15 protein-coding genes are annotated in these 15,754 nt (G+C 64.2%); all 15 read right to left on the bottom strand.

Translation table 11 applies throughout. The features are described from left to right. Nucleotides 1–64: 64 nt before the first annotated feature. Nucleotides 65–1,849, bottom strand: coding sequence for an acyl-CoA dehydrogenase C-terminal domain-containing protein (locus PTE30175_RS08260; RefSeq protein WP_150696585.1), 1,785 nt, complete (start codon nt 1,847–1,849; stop codon nt 65–67). Between the two features lie 40 nt (nt 1,850–1,889). Further along, nucleotides 1,890–2,483, bottom strand: coding sequence for a TetR/AcrR family transcriptional regulator (locus tag PTE30175_RS08255; protein ID WP_150696584.1), 594 nt, complete (start codon nt 2,481–2,483; stop codon nt 1,890–1,892). 151 nt (nt 2,484–2,634) lie between these two features. Continuing rightward, nucleotides 2,635–3,786, bottom strand: a complete 1,152-nt coding sequence (clsB, locus tag PTE30175_RS08250; RefSeq protein ID WP_150696583.1) for a cardiolipin synthase ClsB — start codon at nt 3,784–3,786, stop codon at nt 2,635–2,637. A 116-nt stretch (nt 3,787–3,902) separates the two neighbouring features. Next, entirely contained in the window at nt 3,903–4,364 is a 462-nt protein-coding gene (gene nudB / locus PTE30175_RS08245) for a dihydroneopterin triphosphate diphosphatase (RefSeq protein ID WP_150696582.1), read from the bottom strand. Nucleotides 4,365–4,954: 590 nt separating this feature from the next. Continuing rightward, nucleotides 4,955–6,757 carry an aspartate--tRNA ligase gene (aspS, locus tag PTE30175_RS08240; protein ID WP_150696581.1) on the bottom strand — a complete coding sequence of 601 codons (1,803 nt, stop codon included), beginning with the start codon at nt 6,755–6,757 and terminating at the stop codon, nt 4,955–4,957. Between the two features lie 48 nt (nt 6,758–6,805). Further along, nucleotides 6,806–7,450 carry a DUF502 domain-containing protein gene (locus tag PTE30175_RS08235; protein WP_150696580.1) on the bottom strand — a complete coding sequence of 215 codons (645 nt, stop codon included), beginning with the start codon at nt 7,448–7,450 and terminating at the stop codon, nt 6,806–6,808. A gap of 100 nt (nt 7,451–7,550) precedes the next feature. Further along, nucleotides 7,551–7,916 carry an FmdB family zinc ribbon protein gene (locus tag PTE30175_RS08230; protein ID WP_150696579.1) on the bottom strand — a complete coding sequence of 122 codons (366 nt, stop codon included), beginning with the start codon at nt 7,914–7,916 and terminating at the stop codon, nt 7,551–7,553. Between the two features lie 128 nt (nt 7,917–8,044). Continuing rightward, entirely contained in the window at nt 8,045–9,493 is a 1,449-nt protein-coding gene (locus tag PTE30175_RS08225; protein ID WP_150696578.1) for a high affinity choline transporter 1, read from the bottom strand. Between the two features lie 335 nt (nt 9,494–9,828). Further along, nucleotides 9,829–10,428 (bottom strand): methyltransferase domain-containing protein, encoded by a 600-nt coding sequence (locus PTE30175_RS08220; RefSeq protein ID WP_150696577.1) that lies wholly within the window; start codon nt 10,426–10,428, stop codon nt 9,829–9,831. 24 nt (nt 10,429–10,452) lie between these two features. Beyond that, nucleotides 10,453–12,009: a ubiquinone biosynthesis regulatory protein kinase UbiB gene (ubiB, locus tag PTE30175_RS08215; RefSeq protein WP_150696576.1), complete on the bottom strand. Its 1,557-nt coding sequence runs from the start codon at nt 12,007–12,009 to the stop codon at nt 10,453–10,455. 5 nt (nt 12,010–12,014) lie between these two features. Next, nucleotides 12,015–12,662, bottom strand: coding sequence for a ubiquinone biosynthesis accessory factor UbiJ (locus tag PTE30175_RS08210; RefSeq protein ID WP_150696575.1), 648 nt, complete (start codon nt 12,660–12,662; stop codon nt 12,015–12,017). Nucleotides 12,663–12,832: 170 nt separating this feature from the next. Next, the gene (locus tag PTE30175_RS08205) at nt 12,833–13,816 is read right to left on the bottom strand and encodes a Tim44 domain-containing protein (protein ID WP_150696574.1); all 984 of its coding nucleotides are present in this window, start codon (nt 13,814–13,816) and stop codon (nt 12,833–12,835) included. Between the two features lie 94 nt (nt 13,817–13,910). Next, nucleotides 13,911–14,642, bottom strand: coding sequence for a bifunctional demethylmenaquinone methyltransferase/2-methoxy-6-polyprenyl-1,4-benzoquinol methylase UbiE (ubiE, locus tag PTE30175_RS08200; RefSeq protein ID WP_150696573.1), 732 nt, complete (start codon nt 14,640–14,642; stop codon nt 13,911–13,913). Between the two features lie 44 nt (nt 14,643–14,686). Beyond that, nucleotides 14,687–15,124, bottom strand: coding sequence for a gamma-butyrobetaine hydroxylase family protein (locus PTE30175_RS08195; protein ID WP_150696572.1), 438 nt, complete (start codon nt 15,122–15,124; stop codon nt 14,687–14,689). Between the two features lie 164 nt (nt 15,125–15,288). Beyond that, nucleotides 15,289–15,720 carry an HIT family protein gene (locus PTE30175_RS08190; protein ID WP_150696571.1) on the bottom strand — a complete coding sequence of 144 codons (432 nt, stop codon included), beginning with the start codon at nt 15,718–15,720 and terminating at the stop codon, nt 15,289–15,291. Nucleotides 15,721–15,754: the final 34 nt, after the last annotated feature.

The raw sequence follows: 15,754 nt of genomic DNA, 5'->3' as shown, positions 1-15,754 counted from the left end.
GGACGGTGGTGGCCAGCGGGGGCGGTCCGTCTCCTGGACCGCCACACCTGGTTAAGGTTGACGCTTAGAACAGGTCCGCTTCGAGATCCATCAGGGTCTTCGACCCCGCACGCGCGGCGCGGATGTGATACGCGGTCTCCGGCAACAGCTTGGCAAAGTAGAAACGCGCCGTGGCCAGCTTGGACGTGTAGAACGGATCGCCCGAGCCTTGCTTGTCGAGCGCAATGCGCGCCATGCGGGCCCAGAAGTAGGCGAATACGAGATGGCCCACGACACGCAGGTAATCGACGGCGGCAGCGCCGGCTTCATCCTGGTTGCCCATGGCCTTCATGCCGATTTCCATCGTCAGCTTCTGCACCTTGTCGCCGATGTCCGCCAGCGGATTGACGAACTCCTGCATCTCTTCCTTCACACCTTCCTGCTCGACGAAGTCCTGCACCATCTTGCCGAACTTCTTGAGTTTCGCCCCCATGTCGCCGAGGACCTTGCGGCCCAGCAGGTCGAGCGACTGGATGGTGTTCGTGCCTTCGTAGATCATGTTGATGCGCGCATCGCGCACATACTGCTCCATGCCCCACTCGGCGATGTAGCCATGACCGCCATACACCTGCATCGCGAGATTGGTGCTGGTGAAGGCGTTGTCCGTCAGGAAAGCCTTGATGACCGGCGTGAGCAAGGCGACGAGGTCGGCCGCTTCCTTGCGCACCGATTCGTCCGTATGCGAGAGTTCGCGGTCGATCTGCAGCGCGGTCCAGTACGAGAACGCGCGGCCCGCCTCGAGGTAGGCCTTCTGCGTGAGCAGCATGCGGCGCACATCCGGATGCACGATGATCGGGTCCGCCGGCTTGTCCGGCGCCTTCGGGCCGGTCAGCGAACGCATTTGCAGGCGGTCCTTGGCGTAGGCAAGCGAGTTCTGGTACGCCACTTCCGTCAGGCCCAGCCCCTGCATGCCGACGCCCAGGCGGGCAGCGTTCATCATCACGAACATGGCGTTAAGGCCCTTGTTCGGTTCGCCGACGAGCCAGCCGCGCGCGCCATCGAGATTCATCACGCAGGTCGCGTTGCCGTGAATGCCCATCTTGTGTTCGATCGAGCCGCAACGGATGCCGTTGCGTTGGCCCGGCGCGCCGTGTTCATCGGGAATGAATTTCGGCACGATGAACAGCGAGATACCCTTCGTGCCCGGGGGCGCGTCCGGCAAGCGGGCCAGCACGAGGTGGATGATGTTGGCAGCGAGGTCGTGTTCGCCGGCCGAGATGAAAATCTTGGTGCCCGTGATGGCGTAGGAGCCGTCGTCATTCGGTTCGGCTTTGCTGCGCAGAATGCCGAGATCAGTGCCGCAGTGCGGTTCGGTCAGGCACATCGTGCCGGTCCATTCGCCCGAGACGATCTTCGGCAGGTAGACCGCCTTCTGCGCTGGCGTGCCGTGCGCATGCAGGCACTCGTAGGCGCCGTGCGACAGGCCGGGATACATCGTCCAGGCCTGATTCGCGGAGTTGAGCATTTCGTACAGCGCGTTGTTCACGAGCACCGGCAGACCCTGGCCGCCGTGGTCGGGATCGCACGCCAAGGCGGGCCAGCCGGCGTCAACGTACTGCTGGTACGCCTCCTTGAATCCCGTGGGCGCCTTGACCACGCCGTCGTGATACCGACACCCTTCCTGGTCACCGACCTGGTTGAGCGGGAAGACGACTTCGCTGCAGAACTTGCCGGCTTCCTTGAGCACCTGGTTGATCGTGTCGGCATCGATGTCCGCATGCCGCGGCAATGCCTTCAATTCGTTTTCGACGTCCAGCAATTCGTGCAGCACGAATTGCATGTCGCGCAGCGGCGCGGTGTACTGTCCCATGTCCCACTCCTTGGATGCTAAGCGCGGCGGGCGCCCTGCCCTAGCCGCTCTGATAAGACGAAATCAGTTTTTCCAGTGCCACCCGGGTCATCTCGACCGCCCCCGGCTCCCGCAGGAACCGCGCGTCGTGATGTAAGCCGAGCGTCAGGCTGTACATCTCGAACAGCATCAGCGCCGGATCGGTGTCCTCGCGCAGATGTCCCTCTTCCCTGGCCTGCGTAATCGCGCGCAACAGCGCCTTTCGCCAGACCTGTACCGTCCTCACCAACTCTTCCCGGACCGGACTCTCGGCACGGTCGTCGTATTCGACCGCGCCGCTGATGTAAATGCAGCCGGTCGTGACTTCGCGAATCCGCTTGTCCATCCAGCGGCCCACCATCGCACGCAAACGCGGCAGGCCGCGCGGCTCGCCCATGCTCGGCACGAACACTTCTTCCTCGAATCGCCGGTGGTACTCGCGCAGGACCTCGACTTGCAAGTCTTCGCGTGAGCCGAAATGGGCGAAAACCCCACTCTTGCTCATTTGCATTCGCTCGGCCAGCAGTCCGATCGTGAGCCCCTCCAGGCCATCTCGTCCGGCCAATTCGAGGGCGGCGTTGAGAATCGCGGCCCGTGTCTGTTCACCCTTACGCATGAGATTCCGCATCACTTTTGTTATCCGTTCCGGGATGCTGACATAAAAATCGAACGGCCGTCCTATTATTGTGGGCAGGCGTAGGCCGAACAAGTAATTTATTAGATCGTCGTTTCTAATTGGGACCGCGGCGACGCGCTTTGGGGGACGGTCAGTCGTATCGGCCGAACGTCAGCAGTTTCATGACGACCCGGTACGCGCGGTAGGCGAGCCATTGGCGCAGACGACGGACCGCAGAGCGTTTTCCAAAACGGTCGGGATCGATGCGGCGCGCCCCTTCGAAGGCGTCGCGGATATGCGTGCGCAACTCGGTGACGAGGGGATCGTCGAGAATCACGACATTGGCTTCGTGATTGAGGAATAACGACAGCGCATCGAGATTGGAGGAGCCGACCGTCGCCCAGACGTCATCGACAACCGCGACCTTGCCGTGCAACTGGCGCTGGTCGTATTCCGCGATCCGCACGCCTGCGTCGAGCAATTTGGCGTAAAGCCAGGGCACGGCGGTATCGAGCAGGTGGAATTCCTTGCGGCCGATCAACAGATGGACGGCGACCCCGCGCTGCGCGGCCTGCGTCAACGCACTGCGTAGCTTGCGGCCCGGGATGAAATACGGGTTCGCCAGCCAGACAGCCTCGCGGGCGCGGCCGAGGGCACGCAGGTAGGTCTTTTCGATAGCACGGCGGTTGGTCAGGTTATCGCGTGCCACGAACGCGGCCTGCCCGACGTGCGCCCCCAGACGGCCGCGCCAACCTTGCCGCAAGAGGCGGAACGGATGCCCCAGATAGCCGGGGGTCAGGCGCATCCATTGATGCTCGAACGCGGCGGTCACTTCCTCGACGATGGGGCCGCGACACTGCACGGCGAAGTCCCAACGCGGCTCGGGCAACTTGACGCCGGGTCCGCCGTTGAGATCGTCGATGATATTGATGCCGCCGACGAACGCCCGTTCACGGTCGACGACGACGAGCTTGCGATGGGTCCGGGAGAAACCGAACTTGCCGAACAGATGCGGGTTGTAGACGCGGTGCGTGAGACCGTTCTCGCGCCAATGGTCGAAGTACGGCAACTTGCCCGTACCCACCCCGTCGGTGATCACGCGCACGGCGACGCCGCGTGCTTTCGCGCGAATCAGTGCGGCGGAGATATTCTGTCCGGTCTCGTCGTCGGCGAAGATGTACGTCTCGAGCAGGATCTCGTTGCGGGCGGCATCGAACGCTGCGACCAGCGCGCGAAAGTATTCCTGTCCGAGAAAGAGCAGACGGATGTCGTTGTCGCGCGTGAACAGCAGAAATTTCTTCATCGTCGCGCCGGCAGCGGGGGCCGCGGGCATGGCGGTGCCGCGAGACATGGATTGACGCGCGGGGCGGCGCGCCGGGAAACGCGAATGCGGTGGCGCGTGCGGCAGCTGGCCGTCAACTAACGCACCCGTTCGGGCAACTGACGGATGGCGTCGCCGTTCGAAGGCGAGAAGCAGCGGTCCGCCGCTTCCGCCCACGGCAGCCAGACAAGCGAGGTGTGCTCATGCGGCGACAGAGTGACCGGCGTGCCGGTAGGCACGCGCAGTCCGAACCAGTGCTCGGTATTACGCATGACGTCCGGCGCATAGCGGTGCCGCCACTGCGGATAGATGCTGTACTGGATGGCGTGCTGCCAGTCGGTGAGCGAATGCGACGGCACGGCGGCACTGCCGACGGCGATGCCCGTCTCTTCGGCGACCTCACGCACGGCGGTTTCCAGCAGCGGTTCATCGAGGCGGTCCTTGCTGCCCGTGACCGATTGCCAGAATCCCGGACAGTCGGCGCGTTCTATGAGCAGGACATCGAGCGCCGGCGTGTAGATCACGACAAGCACGGATTCCGGAATCTTGAATGGCTTCATGCAGACGACGACGGCCGTAGGGCCCGTAAGGGCGATGTGCCATTGTAACGGGCAATTGTCCGATGCCGCATCTCGGTGCTCCAACGGGTTGGAGCCGCCTTCCCGCGCCGCAAACAATTCGCGCTAGTAGACCTCAAGCACTCGGTCGCCGACAGGCGCACCAGTAGCATTCGGGGAGATTCACCGGGCGTTCGCCGTCGACATCCAGCCACGCATAGTCATCGTGTTCGTGACTTAACGTAAGCGGATGGTCGTCACAATCGCAATGGAAGAATGCCAGTTGGACATGACGATCCGGGATGACTTCAAATGACTGGCTTCCGGCGTATGCATTTACACGAACGCCAAGCCCGCATTCTTCAAGAACAGTACCAAACCACCTCGCTTGATGATCGCTTTCGCACTTACCTGCATACCCCCTCCCGAATTTGGAGACAATCATCACATAGTCATCACTATTTTGGGTGTGTGATATTTCCGATTTAAACTTGGACAACAAAACGAAAACGCCCTCCCCCACTTTCGCGGGGGGGAGGGCGTTTCGATTCGTCTGCCGGCCGGGCACCGCGAGGTGCGCGGCCGTTCCGGCATTACGCCTTCGGCACTTCCGGCTGGCGCAGACGGATGTGCAGTTCGCGCAGTTGACGTTCGTCAACCGGCGACGGCGCCTGCGTGAGCAGATCCTGCGCACGTTGCGTCTTCGGGAAAGCGATTACGTCGCGGATCGAGTCGGCGCCGGCCATCATCGTGATGATGCGGTCCAGACCGAACGCGATACCGCCATGCGGCGGTGCGCCGTATTGCAGGGCGTCGAGCAGGAAGCCGAACTTCGCACGCGCCTCTTCCTCGCCCAGGTTCAAGGCGCGGAACACCTTGCTCTGCACGGCTTCCTGGAAAATACGTACCGAACCGCCGCCGATTTCCCAGCCGTTGAGCACCATGTCGTAGGCCTTCGCCATGCACTTGCCCGGATCGGTCTCGAGGTAGTCGATGTGCTCGTCCTTCGGACTCGTGAACGGATGGTGGCAGGCGACCCAGCGTGCGTCGTCTTCGTCGTATTCGAACATCGGGAAATCGACGACCCACAGCGGACGCCAGCCGGCTTCGAACAGGCCGTGGCTCTTGCCGAACGTCGAATGGCCGATCTTCAGGCGCAGCGCACCCAGGGCATCATTGACAACCTTGGCCTTGTCCGCCGCGAAGAAAATGATGTCGCCGTCTTTCGCGCCCGTGCGCTCAAGCACGGCAGCAATCGACGCATCGTGCAGGTTCTTCACGATCGGGCTTTGCAGGCCGTCACGGCCCTTCGCCACTTCGTTGACCTTGATCCACGCCAGCCCCTTCGCGCCGTAGATCTTCACAAACTCGGTATAGCCGTCGATGTCGCCACGCGACAGTTCGCCGCCGCCCGGCACGCGCAGGGCTGCCACGCGGCCGCCTTCGGTCGTGGCCGGCGTCGAGAACACCTTGAAGTCGACGTCACGCATGACGTCCGTCAGCTCCGTGAACTCGAGCTTCACGCGCAGGTCAGGCTTGTCCGAGCCGTACAGGCGCATCGCGTCGATGTGCTGCATGACCGGGAACTGCGCTTCAAGCGACACGTCGATCGCTTCCTTGAAGACGTGACGGATCATGTTCTCGAACAGGTCGCGAATTTCCTGTTCGGACAGGAACGACGTCTCACAGTCGATCTGCGTGAATTCGGGCTGACGATCCGCGCGCAAGTCTTCGTCGCGGAAGCACTTCGTGATCTGGTAGTAACGGTCGAAGCCGGAGACCATCAGCAGTTGCTTGAACAACTGCGGCGACTGCGGCAGCGCGAAGAACATGCCGGCGTTGACGCGCGACGGCACGAGGTAGTCGCGCGCGCCTTCCGGCGTGCTCTTGGTCAGCATCGGGGTTTCGATGTCGATGAAGCCCGCGCTGTCGAGATACTTGCGCACTTCCATCGCAACCTTGTAACGCAGGCGCAGGTTGTACTGCATTTGCGGACGGCGCAGATCCAGGACGCGATGCGTCAGGCGCGTCGTCTCCGACAGGTTCTCGTCGTCGAGCTGGAACGGGGGCGTGACCGAGGCATTGAGCACCACCAATTCGTGGCACAGCACTTCGATCTTGCCGCTGGTCAGGTTGGTGTTTTCGGTGCCGGCCGGGCGTGCGCGCACGAGGCCGGTGATCTGCACGCAGAATTCATTGCGGACGTTCTCGGCCGCCTTGAACATATCCGGGCGGTCCGGATCGCACACCACCTGCACCAGGCCCTCGCGGTCGCGCAAGTCGATGAAGATCACACCGCCGTGGTCGCGGCGGCGTTGCACCCAGCCACAGAGCTTGACCGTCTGGCTCAGTTGCTGCTCGGTCACCAGACCGCAGTAGGAGGTACGCATGGACATTTTGCTGTTCCGATATACAAATTTAAACGACAACGGCGGCCGCTCGCCTCACAGGGGCGGGCCGGGACGCTGCTGACGCGGGTTATGGGCGGGCGCAACCACGCCCATCGATACGATGTACTTAAGCGCCGCATCAACGCTCATGTCAAGCTCGATGACGTCGTTGGTCTTCATCATCAGAAAGAAGCCCGACGTCGGGTTCGGCGTCGTCGGCACATACACGCTGACGTAGTCACCCTGCAGATGGTTCACGACATCGCCGCCAGGCACGCCGGTCAGGAACGCAATGGTCCACGACTCGCCGTGCGGGTAACGCACCAGCAGCGCCTTGCGGAACGCATTGCCGCTCGAAGACAGCAATGTGTCGGAAACCTGCTTGACACTGCCGTACAACGGGCCGACCACCGGGATGCGCGTCAAAATCGCTTCCCACCAGTGCACCAGCTTCTGACCGATGAAATTATGCGCCAACAGGCCGACGATGAACACGAACGCCAGCGTGACGACCACCCCGAAACCGGGCACGCGCATGCCGATCAGGTGCGACGGCTGCCATTCGTCCGGCAGCAGCAACAGCGTCTGGTCCATGGTGCCGATGATCAGGCCCAGCACCCACAAGGTGATGGCCAACGGCACCAGCACCAGCAGGCCGGTCAGGAAAATCGTCTTCAACGCGGGTTTCTTAACGGCCATGGCTACACTCGCGAATGTCGGCGGGGAAAGGTCAAACGTTCTTTTCGGGCCACAGCCCCGCCAGCTTGTGCCGGGGACATGACCTCAAAACGGGACTCGCTCAGTGGCACGCGCATCCGCCGCCGCAACTGCCGCCGGCGGGCGACGCCGTGGAAGCGCTCGACGATTCGGGCGAGGACGATGCGCCCGACGACGATTCGCCGCCGGATGCCGCCGTGGCCGAGGCGCCCGCCGCGGCCGGCGCGCTCGTGCTGCCGGCCGCCGGCGTGCCGCCCGTGTTCGAGCCACCACGGAAGTCGGTGACGTACCAGCCCGATCCCTTGAGCTGGAATCCCGCCGCGGTCACTTGCTTGCGAAACGTCTCCTGGCCGCACTCGGGGCACTTGGAGAGCGGCGCATCGCTCATTTTTTGCAGCACATCTTTCGCGAAACCACAGGTTTCACAACGGTAGGCATAGATAGGCATGATTCTTTCCGACGGGGAAAAGCGCGCAAAGCCTTGAATTATAACCGCTTCAATGGCTTTTCGGAATTTCCTCGCCGGGGCGGGCCTTCCGCCAGCGCTCACGCCGGCATTCGGGCCGGCGTGAATCCTCAGATCGTGCTGACGGGGGGATTGCCGGGTGGCGACCGGCGCGCCGAACCGACGGGCATCAGCGAACCGACGACCATGCCGCCAATCGAGGCCAGCAGGCCGCCCAGTTGCGGCGGGACCATGGCATCGGGCATCAGCAGTTCCATGCCGATCCAGACGATCAGGCCGGCGAATACGGCCAGCGTGCCGCCCAACGCGTTGGCTCGCTTCCAGTAAAGGCCCGCGCCCAGCGGCACGAAACAGCACACCAACGTGACCTTGTACGCGCTTTCCACCATGTGGAAGATCGACGCGGTCGAATTGAGCGCATAGACCATGACCAGCGCAGTGAAGCACAGCACGACAATCCGCATCAGGCGCAGCAGGTGCTTGTCATCGACCGGCCCCTTGAGCATCGGGCGGATGATGTTTTCGGCAAACGTCACCGACGGCGCGAGCAACGTCGCGGACGCGCAACTCTTGATGGCCGACAGCAGCGCGCCGAAGAACATGACCTGGGCGATGATCGGCACGCTGGTCAGCACCAGTTGCGGCAGGATCTGCTGCGGATCGGTACCGATGTACTTCTGCACCATGCCCGGCGCGATCAACAACGCAGAGTACGCCAGGAAGATCGGGATAAACGTGAACACAAAATACAGGCAGCCGCCGAGCACCGAGCCGCTCATGGCGATCTTCTCCGACTTCGAGGACATGACGCGCTGGAAGACATCCTGCTGCGGGATCGAGCCGAACATCATCGTGATGCCGGCCGCAATGAATGCGAGGATTTCCGCCGGATTGGCATTCGGCCAGAACACGAACTTGCCGGCCTCGGCCGCGTGCGCCACCACGGCAGACGCGCCGCCAGGCACCATGCCGCTCACTTCGAAGGCGATATAGACCAGGCCGATCACGATGATGATCATCTGGATGAAATCGGTGACCGCCACCGAGATCATGCCGCCGAGCAGCGTGTAAGCCAGCACGGAGATCCCGCCGATCATCATGCCCTGGGGTTCCGTCACGGCGCCATTCGAGACGGCGTGGAACACGAGGCCGAGCGCCTTGATCTGCGCGCCGACCCAGCCCAGGTAAGAGATCACGATAGCAATACTCGTGACGACCTCGACCGTGCGGTTGTACTTGAGCTTGTAGAAGTCGCCGATCGTCATGAGGTTCATGCGATACAGCGGACGGGCGAAGAACAGGCCGACGAGCACCAGGCACATCGACGATCCGAACGGATCGGCCACCACCCCGCGCAGGCCGTCGCCGATAAACGTCGCAGGGATGCCCAGCACCGCTTCGGAGCCGAACCACGTGGCGAACACGACGGCGATTACCATCGAGAACGGCAAGCTGCGGCCAGCCACCGTAAAGTCCTTGGTATTGCGGACCTTCACCGCGGCCAACAGGCCGATAGCCACCGAAATAACCCAATAGAGGATGACAAACCAGATCAACATAACGCGGCCCAAGCCAAGCCCGGGGGGCGCGGGTGCTGACGGACACGGCCGGTCGCTGTGCGGGCAAAACGGCTGCAGGAGGCCGCCCGCGCTATGAACGATCCGCGCCCCGCGGCCGACGCCTTCAGGGCAACAGGAAAATCAGGTCGTGCATGACGGGGCGGATGCGATCCAGCGTACGGGGCCGCCCGTTTTTGCCACCTGGCGAAATTTTTGGGCGATTATAGCGGCGCCAATCTCGCGCGGGGAAAAAATCACAAATCGATGGCCGAAATTGCCGATCTTTCGGGATTGTCCTATCGATGTTCACGCGACCAGGGACACCCGAACAGGCCCTAACGGCGGCGCCAGACCATCCAGCGTTCGCCGCCCTCGAAAACGGGCACCGAAGGGGTGACGGCCTCGTCGGCTTCACACACAAACGCCGGGCCAAGCAGCGCCTGCAGGGCGTCGGGCGAAATGCCGAACGGCGGCCCCCCCGGCGTTTCGCGCACGAAGAAGAATCCGGCCAGCCGCCCCCCCGGCGGCAGCAATTCGGCCATGCGGGCCGCATAGGCGGGCCACAGCGTGCGCGGCAGCGCGCACAGGAACGCGCGTTCGTAGACGATCTCCGGCACGAACGGGGGTGTAAAGGCGAAGAAATCGGCTTGCATGACCACTTCGGCCCGCGTGCCGAGCAACTCGCGCGCCTGCGCCACGGCCGATGGCGAGAAGTCGATCGCACAGACAGGCCAGCCTCGGGCGTCAAGCCAGCCGGCCTCGTGGGCCGCGCCGCAGCCGGGAATGAGCGTGGCGCGCAGCGTACCTTCGGCGCTCACGAACGTTTTCAGCGCTGCCGGCACGCCACGGGCATCCCACGGGGTGAAGTCGCGGTCGAAGCGTTCATCCCAGAACGCGGCGCTCGCCGGATCGCGGTGCTTGAAATCGGGGGGCATCGGCTTCTTCACGTGCGCGCTCACTTACGAGTACAGCCAGAGGAATGTCGCCATCACGCCGACGATCACGCCGCCCAGGAGGCAGAAAGCACCGGTCAGGAGGCGGTTGGTGCGGCGCTGTTCCTGCAGCAGGGCGAGCAACAGCGCGTCGTCGGCCGGCCGGGCTTGCGTCGCGAGGGCCTGATGCACCAGGCGGGGCAGTTGCGGGAGCGTCTTGCTCCACTGCGGCACTTCGGCCTTGAGCCGCTCGAACCAGCCGCGCGGGCCGATCTGCTCGGACATCCAGCGTTCGAGGAACGGCTTGGCGGTCTTCCACAGATCCAGATCCGGATCGAGCTGACGGCCGAGGCCTTCGATATTGAGCAGTGTCTTCTGCAGCAGCACCAGTTGCGGCTGGATTTCAACGTTGAAGCGGCGCGACGTCTGAAATAGCCGCATCAGCACGAGGCCAAGCGAAATTTCCTTCAGCGGACGGTCGAAATACGGTTCGCAGCAGGCGCGGATGGCCCCTTCCAGTTCCTCGACGCGCGTGTCCGTTGGCACCCAGCCCGACTCGAGGTGCAGCGACGCCACCCGGTGGTAGTCACGGCGGAAGAACGCAAGGAAGTTCTGCGCCAGATAGTTCTTGTCGAATTCAGACAGCGCGCCGACGATCCCGCAGTCGAGCGCGATGTAGCGCCCGAACGTGGCGGGATCGAGGCTGACAAGGATGTTGCCCGGGTGCATGTCGGCGTGGAAAAAACCGTGGCGCAGGAACTGCGTGAAGAAAATCTCCACCCCCTCTCGCGCAAGCTTCTTCAGGTCGACGCCCGCTTCGCGCAGGACGTCGATCTGGCTGATCGGCACCCCGTGCATGCGCTCCATGACCAGAACGTTGCTGGAGCTGTATTCCCAATACATCTCCGGCACGATCAGCAGGCCCGAGTCGAGGAAATTACGGCGCAGTTGCGCCGCATTGGCCGCTTCGCGCATCAGGTCGAGTTCGTCGTGCAGATATTTATCGAACTCGGCCACGACCTCGCGCGGCTTCAGGCGCTTGCCATCGGGCCAAAGACGTTCGACCCAGCCGGCCAGATCGCGCATCAGCGCCAGATCGCTGTCAATCACGTTCAACATGTTCGGCCGCAACACCTTCACGGCCACATCCTTGCCCGCATGGGCGCCCGCCCGCACGCGCGCGAAGTGCACCTGCGCGATGGACGCGCTGGCGACCGGGTCGCGCTCGAATTCCGTGAACACCTCGTCGAGCGGACGCCCCAGCGAGCGCTCAATCTGCGCGCGCGCCACATCGGGATCGAACGGCGGCACCTGATCCTGCAGACGCGCCAGTTCGGTCGCGATGTCCGCGGGCATCAGGTCACGGCGGGTGGACAGGACCTGGCCGAACTTGACGAAGATCGGGCCCAGGCTTTCCAACGCCAGGCGCAGACGTTCGCCGCGCGGTGCCGAGAGGTTGCGGCCGATCGGCAAAAAGCGCAGCACGAAGCGCGCGCTCGGGTGAGGGATGCCCGAGAGCACGAGCTCGTCGAGACCATACCGGTAGATGGTCAGGAAAATCTTGGCAAGACGAAAGATTCGCATACGGCTCAGCGTTCAGTGCGATCGGGGCTGGCGGCGCCCGCGCGCGATATCCCTGCGGCAGCGGCAGCAGGCCGCCCGCGCTCGAGGCGTTCCAGGCGCTTTTCGAGTCGGGCCAGATCGTCGCGCAAACGGGCGACTTCCCCAGTAAATGCCGTCAGGCGCGGACGCGCAACCAGCAAGGGATGTTCTTCAACCAGGTAATCGGCCAGCGTGCGCGCCGCCGCACCGCCAGTTCGGCGAACGCCGGCCACGGCCGCACGGCCCGACTCGGTAATGCGGTGCGCCGCGGCGTCGCCAACCCATCTGCTCAGGTCTTCCGCCGCCTCCCAGCGCAGGTGTTGCGCCAGGTACGACAATGTGTTGGCGAATTCGGCGTCGCCCTCGATCTTGACGTGGCGCATCACGGCCGCCTGTCCGCCGCTCGCGTAATCGGCCAGCGCCGACGGCGGCACGGCAATGCCGACGTCGCAGGTGAGATCGTCGGCGGCGGCGGCGAGATAGCCAGTGTCTTCGACACGCATGCGTACGTCGAACGGCGCCATGACCAGCTTCGCGCTCGCGCCGGCATGGCGGCGCAGGCGCTCGAGCGCCCAAGGTTCACGGGCAAGCAGATGGTTCACGGCGGCGGCAAAGGCTTTGGCGGCTACAGTCATGGGCAAGGGTGGACAGGCGGCGACGCGCGCGCACCGATCGGCGATCCGAAGCGGGCGCCGCGGCGGCGGCCTGTGAAGCTTGGGGCGGCATCGGCGGCGCCAATCCGGCACCGCAAACAAAAAAGCCCGCGCGTTAGCGCGGGCTCTTATTGTACGGCACGTTGCCGGACTTAGTTGACCTGCTGGATACCGGCCAGCAGCCAGCCGGCGTTGCCTTGCTGCGGCTTGATCAGGTTCCAGACCTCGGCGAACGGTTCGGCGGCGCCGTTTTCCGTTTCGCGCAGCAGGCCCGAGAACCGCACGCTCGCCAGATAATCCCCGCCCTGCGGTTCGATGCCGAGCAATTCGGCGTCGAGCTTCACGACGTCGGTGCGGTTCGTGCCCGCACCGCGATCGTTGAAATCGAGCTTGATCTCGGCAAACATTTCCGGCGTGGTGAACTCGCGGATGTCAGGCAGATTGCCGGCATCCCAGGCCGCCTGCAGGCGCACGAAGTTGACTTTCGCGTGGCGCAGGAAGCCTTCCGTGTCGAAATCGCTCGGCACCCCCCACGGCTGCGCGGCAGCGACAGCGGCAGCCCCGGCGGCGGCCACCGGCGCGGCGGCCGAACCTGCAGCCGATTGCATCGATTGCGCCGGCTGCGAAGGCGAATTGTCCCAACCCTGACGCAGCGTCTGCTGACCCGCGTCGCCGGCCCCCGCGCCCGCGTAGGCCGGTTGCTGCGCCTTGTTGCCGCGCAAGCGCCGGATCAGCCAGAGCACGGCGAAAGCAATCAGCGCAATCACGATGACGTTAGCCATCATGCTCGCGAAGGCGCCACCCAGGCCGAAGTGCGACAGCAGCGCTGCAATACCGAGGCCGGCGGCGATGCCGGCCAGGGGCCCCAGCCAGCGGTTGCCGGCCGGCTTGGCGGCTGCGGCGCCGGCCGCACCTGCGCCGGCCGCGGCCGGTGCAGCCTGCTGCGGCGAACTCTGCGGGGCGGCTTGCGCCGGCTGTTGCGGCGCCGTTTGACGTTGCGTAACCGTGTTGGACTGCTTGCCGATGCTCCGGCCGCCGCCCACGCGCTTGGCATCTGCGTCGGCGATCGTCATGCCGACCGCAATCACGCCGGCCACCACGCCTAACAACAGCTTGTTTTTCAAAAACTGGAACATCGCTCTGGTTCTCCGTAATTATCAGGTGTCGTCGATAGACACTCCGCGCGGCGTTTGGTTCACCGCGCCGAAAGGCCGTGTTGCAGACGCCCGTTCAGAATTTTCTGCCGATGTGCAGCGCAACCACGCCGGCCGTCAGGTTGTGATACTCCACACGCTCCAGCCCCACGCCCTCCATCATGCTTTTCAGTGTTTCCTGATCGGGGTGCATACGAATGGATTCGGCCAGATAACGGTAGCTTTCGGCATCGCCTGCAAAACGCGAACCCAGCCATGGCAGGACCTTGAACGAATAGGTGTCGTACACCTTTTCGAGCGGTTGCCAGACTTTCGAGAACTCGAGGACCATGACTTTTCCGCCCGGCTTGATGACGCGCCGCATCTCGGCCAGCGCGGCCTCCTTGTGCGTCATGTTGCGCAGTCCGAAGGCAACCGTGACGACGTCGAAATAGTTCGACGGGAACGGCAGCTTCTCGGCGTCGCACAGCAGCGCCGGCGTGATCTGGCCGCCGTCGAGCAGGCGGTCGCGCCCCACGCGCAGCATCGACTCGTTGATATCCGTGAGCCAGACTTCGCCGGTCGGGCCCGCCTGCCGGGCAAACACGCGCGACAGGTCGCCCGTGCCGCCCGCGATATCGAGCACCTTGAAGCCGGGGCGCACGGCAGCGCGGCCGATCGTAAACGCTTTCCAGATGCGGTGCAGGCCACCCGACATCAAGTCGTTCATGAGGTCGTACTTGCCGGCGACCGAATGGAAGACTTCGGCGACTTTGCCGGCCTTCTCCTGCTCGTCGACGGTTTGATATCCGAAATGGGTCTGGCCCATTGCATTCTCCAATTAGTGACGCGGCGCACGGCGCCGCCAGGGCCTCAATGGTGGTGACCGCACCCGCCGCCGTGGCCATGGCCGCCGGCGCCCGCCGGCGCACCCATCGGCGCGTCGCGGTCGAGGCCCGCCTCGGCGAGCTTGCCCAGGTATTCCATCCACAGTGCGTCCTGCCGGACGCACAGGTCATAGAGGTAATCCCACGAGTAGATGCCGGTGTCGTGGCCGTCCGAGAAAACCGGCCGCACCGCGTAGTTGCCGACCGGCTCCAGGCCCGTCAGTTCGACCTCCCGCTTGCCGGTTTGCAACGTTTCCTGACCCGGCCCGTGACCGCGCACTTCCGCCGACGGCGAGAGCACGCGCAGGAACTCGAACGGCAGGCGGAACGTGCGGCCGTCATCGTAGCCGAGCTCCAGCACACGCGAGGCGCGGTGCAGCGTCAGCGATACGGGAATGGGCGTGTCTTTATCCAGGCCAGCCATGGGCGCTCCAGAAAGCTCGAAGACGGCGCGTCGGGAAAGCGCGCCGGCCCGGCAGTATAGCCGCTGCGGTGCGTGGCGCAAACGGCGAATCTGCGGCCGGCATAGTCGCGGCCGCCGGGCGGCAGGCCGGGGCCGGACGAACCCGGGTGCCGCGGTGACCGGCCTCAGGCGGCCGGCAGTTGCTTCAATTCTGCCACGATCGCCGCACGAAGGGCGGGCAATTGCGCCCGGCGCGCCTCGATCGCTGCACCCTCCGCCTGGCGTTGCGGCGCGCTCCAGACCGAACCGGGAAAATGCGCGTCGTCGCGAAAGCGCGGAATGACATGCCAGTGGACGTGCGGCACCATGTTGCCGAGACTCGCGACATTGACCTTGTGCGGCGCGAGCACGGCGCGCAGTGCCTTCTCGACGGCAAACACCGTGCGCATCACGTGTTCGCGCGCCGCGCCCGGCAGATCGCTCATCTCGGCCACGTGCGCCCCCCACACCACCCGGCAGAAGCCCGGATAGCCGGGTTCATCGGCCAACACCACGCGCAGCACGGCGTCGCGCCACACCACCTCGCCGCCGTCGCCGGCGCAAAACGGACAATCCATGCGATCTCCTCATTGTGCAACCGGCGGACGAGTC

The organism is Pandoraea terrae (assembly GCF_902459695.1).
Lineage (GTDB): Bacteria > Pseudomonadota > Gammaproteobacteria > Burkholderiales > Burkholderiaceae > Pandoraea > Pandoraea terrae.
Note: the sequence above shows the minus strand (reverse complement) of the source record. Positions and strands in the feature narration are given on the sequence as shown.

Bases quoted from the DNA above. Each gene is read 5' to 3' on its own strand.
- PTE30175_RS08235 (WP_150696580.1), bottom strand. From the start codon at position 7,450: ATGGCCGTTAAGAAACCCGCGTTGAAGACGATTTTCCTGACCGGCCTG.
- PTE30175_RS08255 (WP_150696584.1), bottom strand. From the start codon at position 2,483: ATGCGTAAGGGTGAACAGACACGGGCCGCGATTCTCAACGCCGCCCTC.
- ubiE (WP_150696573.1), bottom strand. From the start codon at position 14,642: ATGGGCCAGACCCATTTCGGATATCAAACCGTCGACGAGCAGGAGAAG.
- ubiB (WP_150696576.1), bottom strand. From the start codon at position 12,009: ATGCGAATCTTTCGTCTTGCCAAGATTTTCCTGACCATCTACCGGTAT.
- nudB (WP_150696582.1), bottom strand. From the start codon at position 4,364: ATGAAGCCATTCAAGATTCCGGAATCCGTGCTTGTCGTGATCTACACG.
- aspS (WP_150696581.1), bottom strand. From the start codon at position 6,757: ATGTCCATGCGTACCTCCTACTGCGGTCTGGTGACCGAGCAGCAACTG.
- PTE30175_RS08220 (WP_150696577.1), bottom strand. From the start codon at position 10,428: ATGCCCCCCGATTTCAAGCACCGCGATCCGGCGAGCGCCGCGTTCTGG.
- PTE30175_RS08195 (WP_150696572.1), bottom strand. From the start codon at position 15,124: ATGGCTGGCCTGGATAAAGACACGCCCATTCCCGTATCGCTGACGCTG.
- clsB (WP_150696583.1), bottom strand. From the start codon at position 3,786: ATGAAGAAATTTCTGCTGTTCACGCGCGACAACGACATCCGTCTGCTC.
- PTE30175_RS08230 (WP_150696579.1), bottom strand. From the start codon at position 7,916: ATGCCTATCTATGCCTACCGTTGTGAAACCTGTGGTTTCGCGAAAGAT.
- PTE30175_RS08205 (WP_150696574.1), bottom strand. From the start codon at position 13,816: ATGTTCCAGTTTTTGAAAAACAAGCTGTTGTTAGGCGTGGTGGCCGGC.
- PTE30175_RS08225 (WP_150696578.1), bottom strand. From the start codon at position 9,493: ATGTTGATCTGGTTTGTCATCCTCTATTGGGTTATTTCGGTGGCTATC.
- PTE30175_RS08190 (WP_150696571.1), bottom strand. From the start codon at position 15,720: ATGGATTGTCCGTTTTGCGCCGGCGACGGCGGCGAGGTGGTGTGGCGC.
- PTE30175_RS08210 (WP_150696575.1), bottom strand. From the start codon at position 12,662: ATGACTGTAGCCGCCAAAGCCTTTGCCGCCGCCGTGAACCATCTGCTT.
- PTE30175_RS08260 (WP_150696585.1), bottom strand. From the start codon at position 1,849: ATGGGACAGTACACCGCGCCGCTGCGCGACATGCAATTCGTGCTGCAC.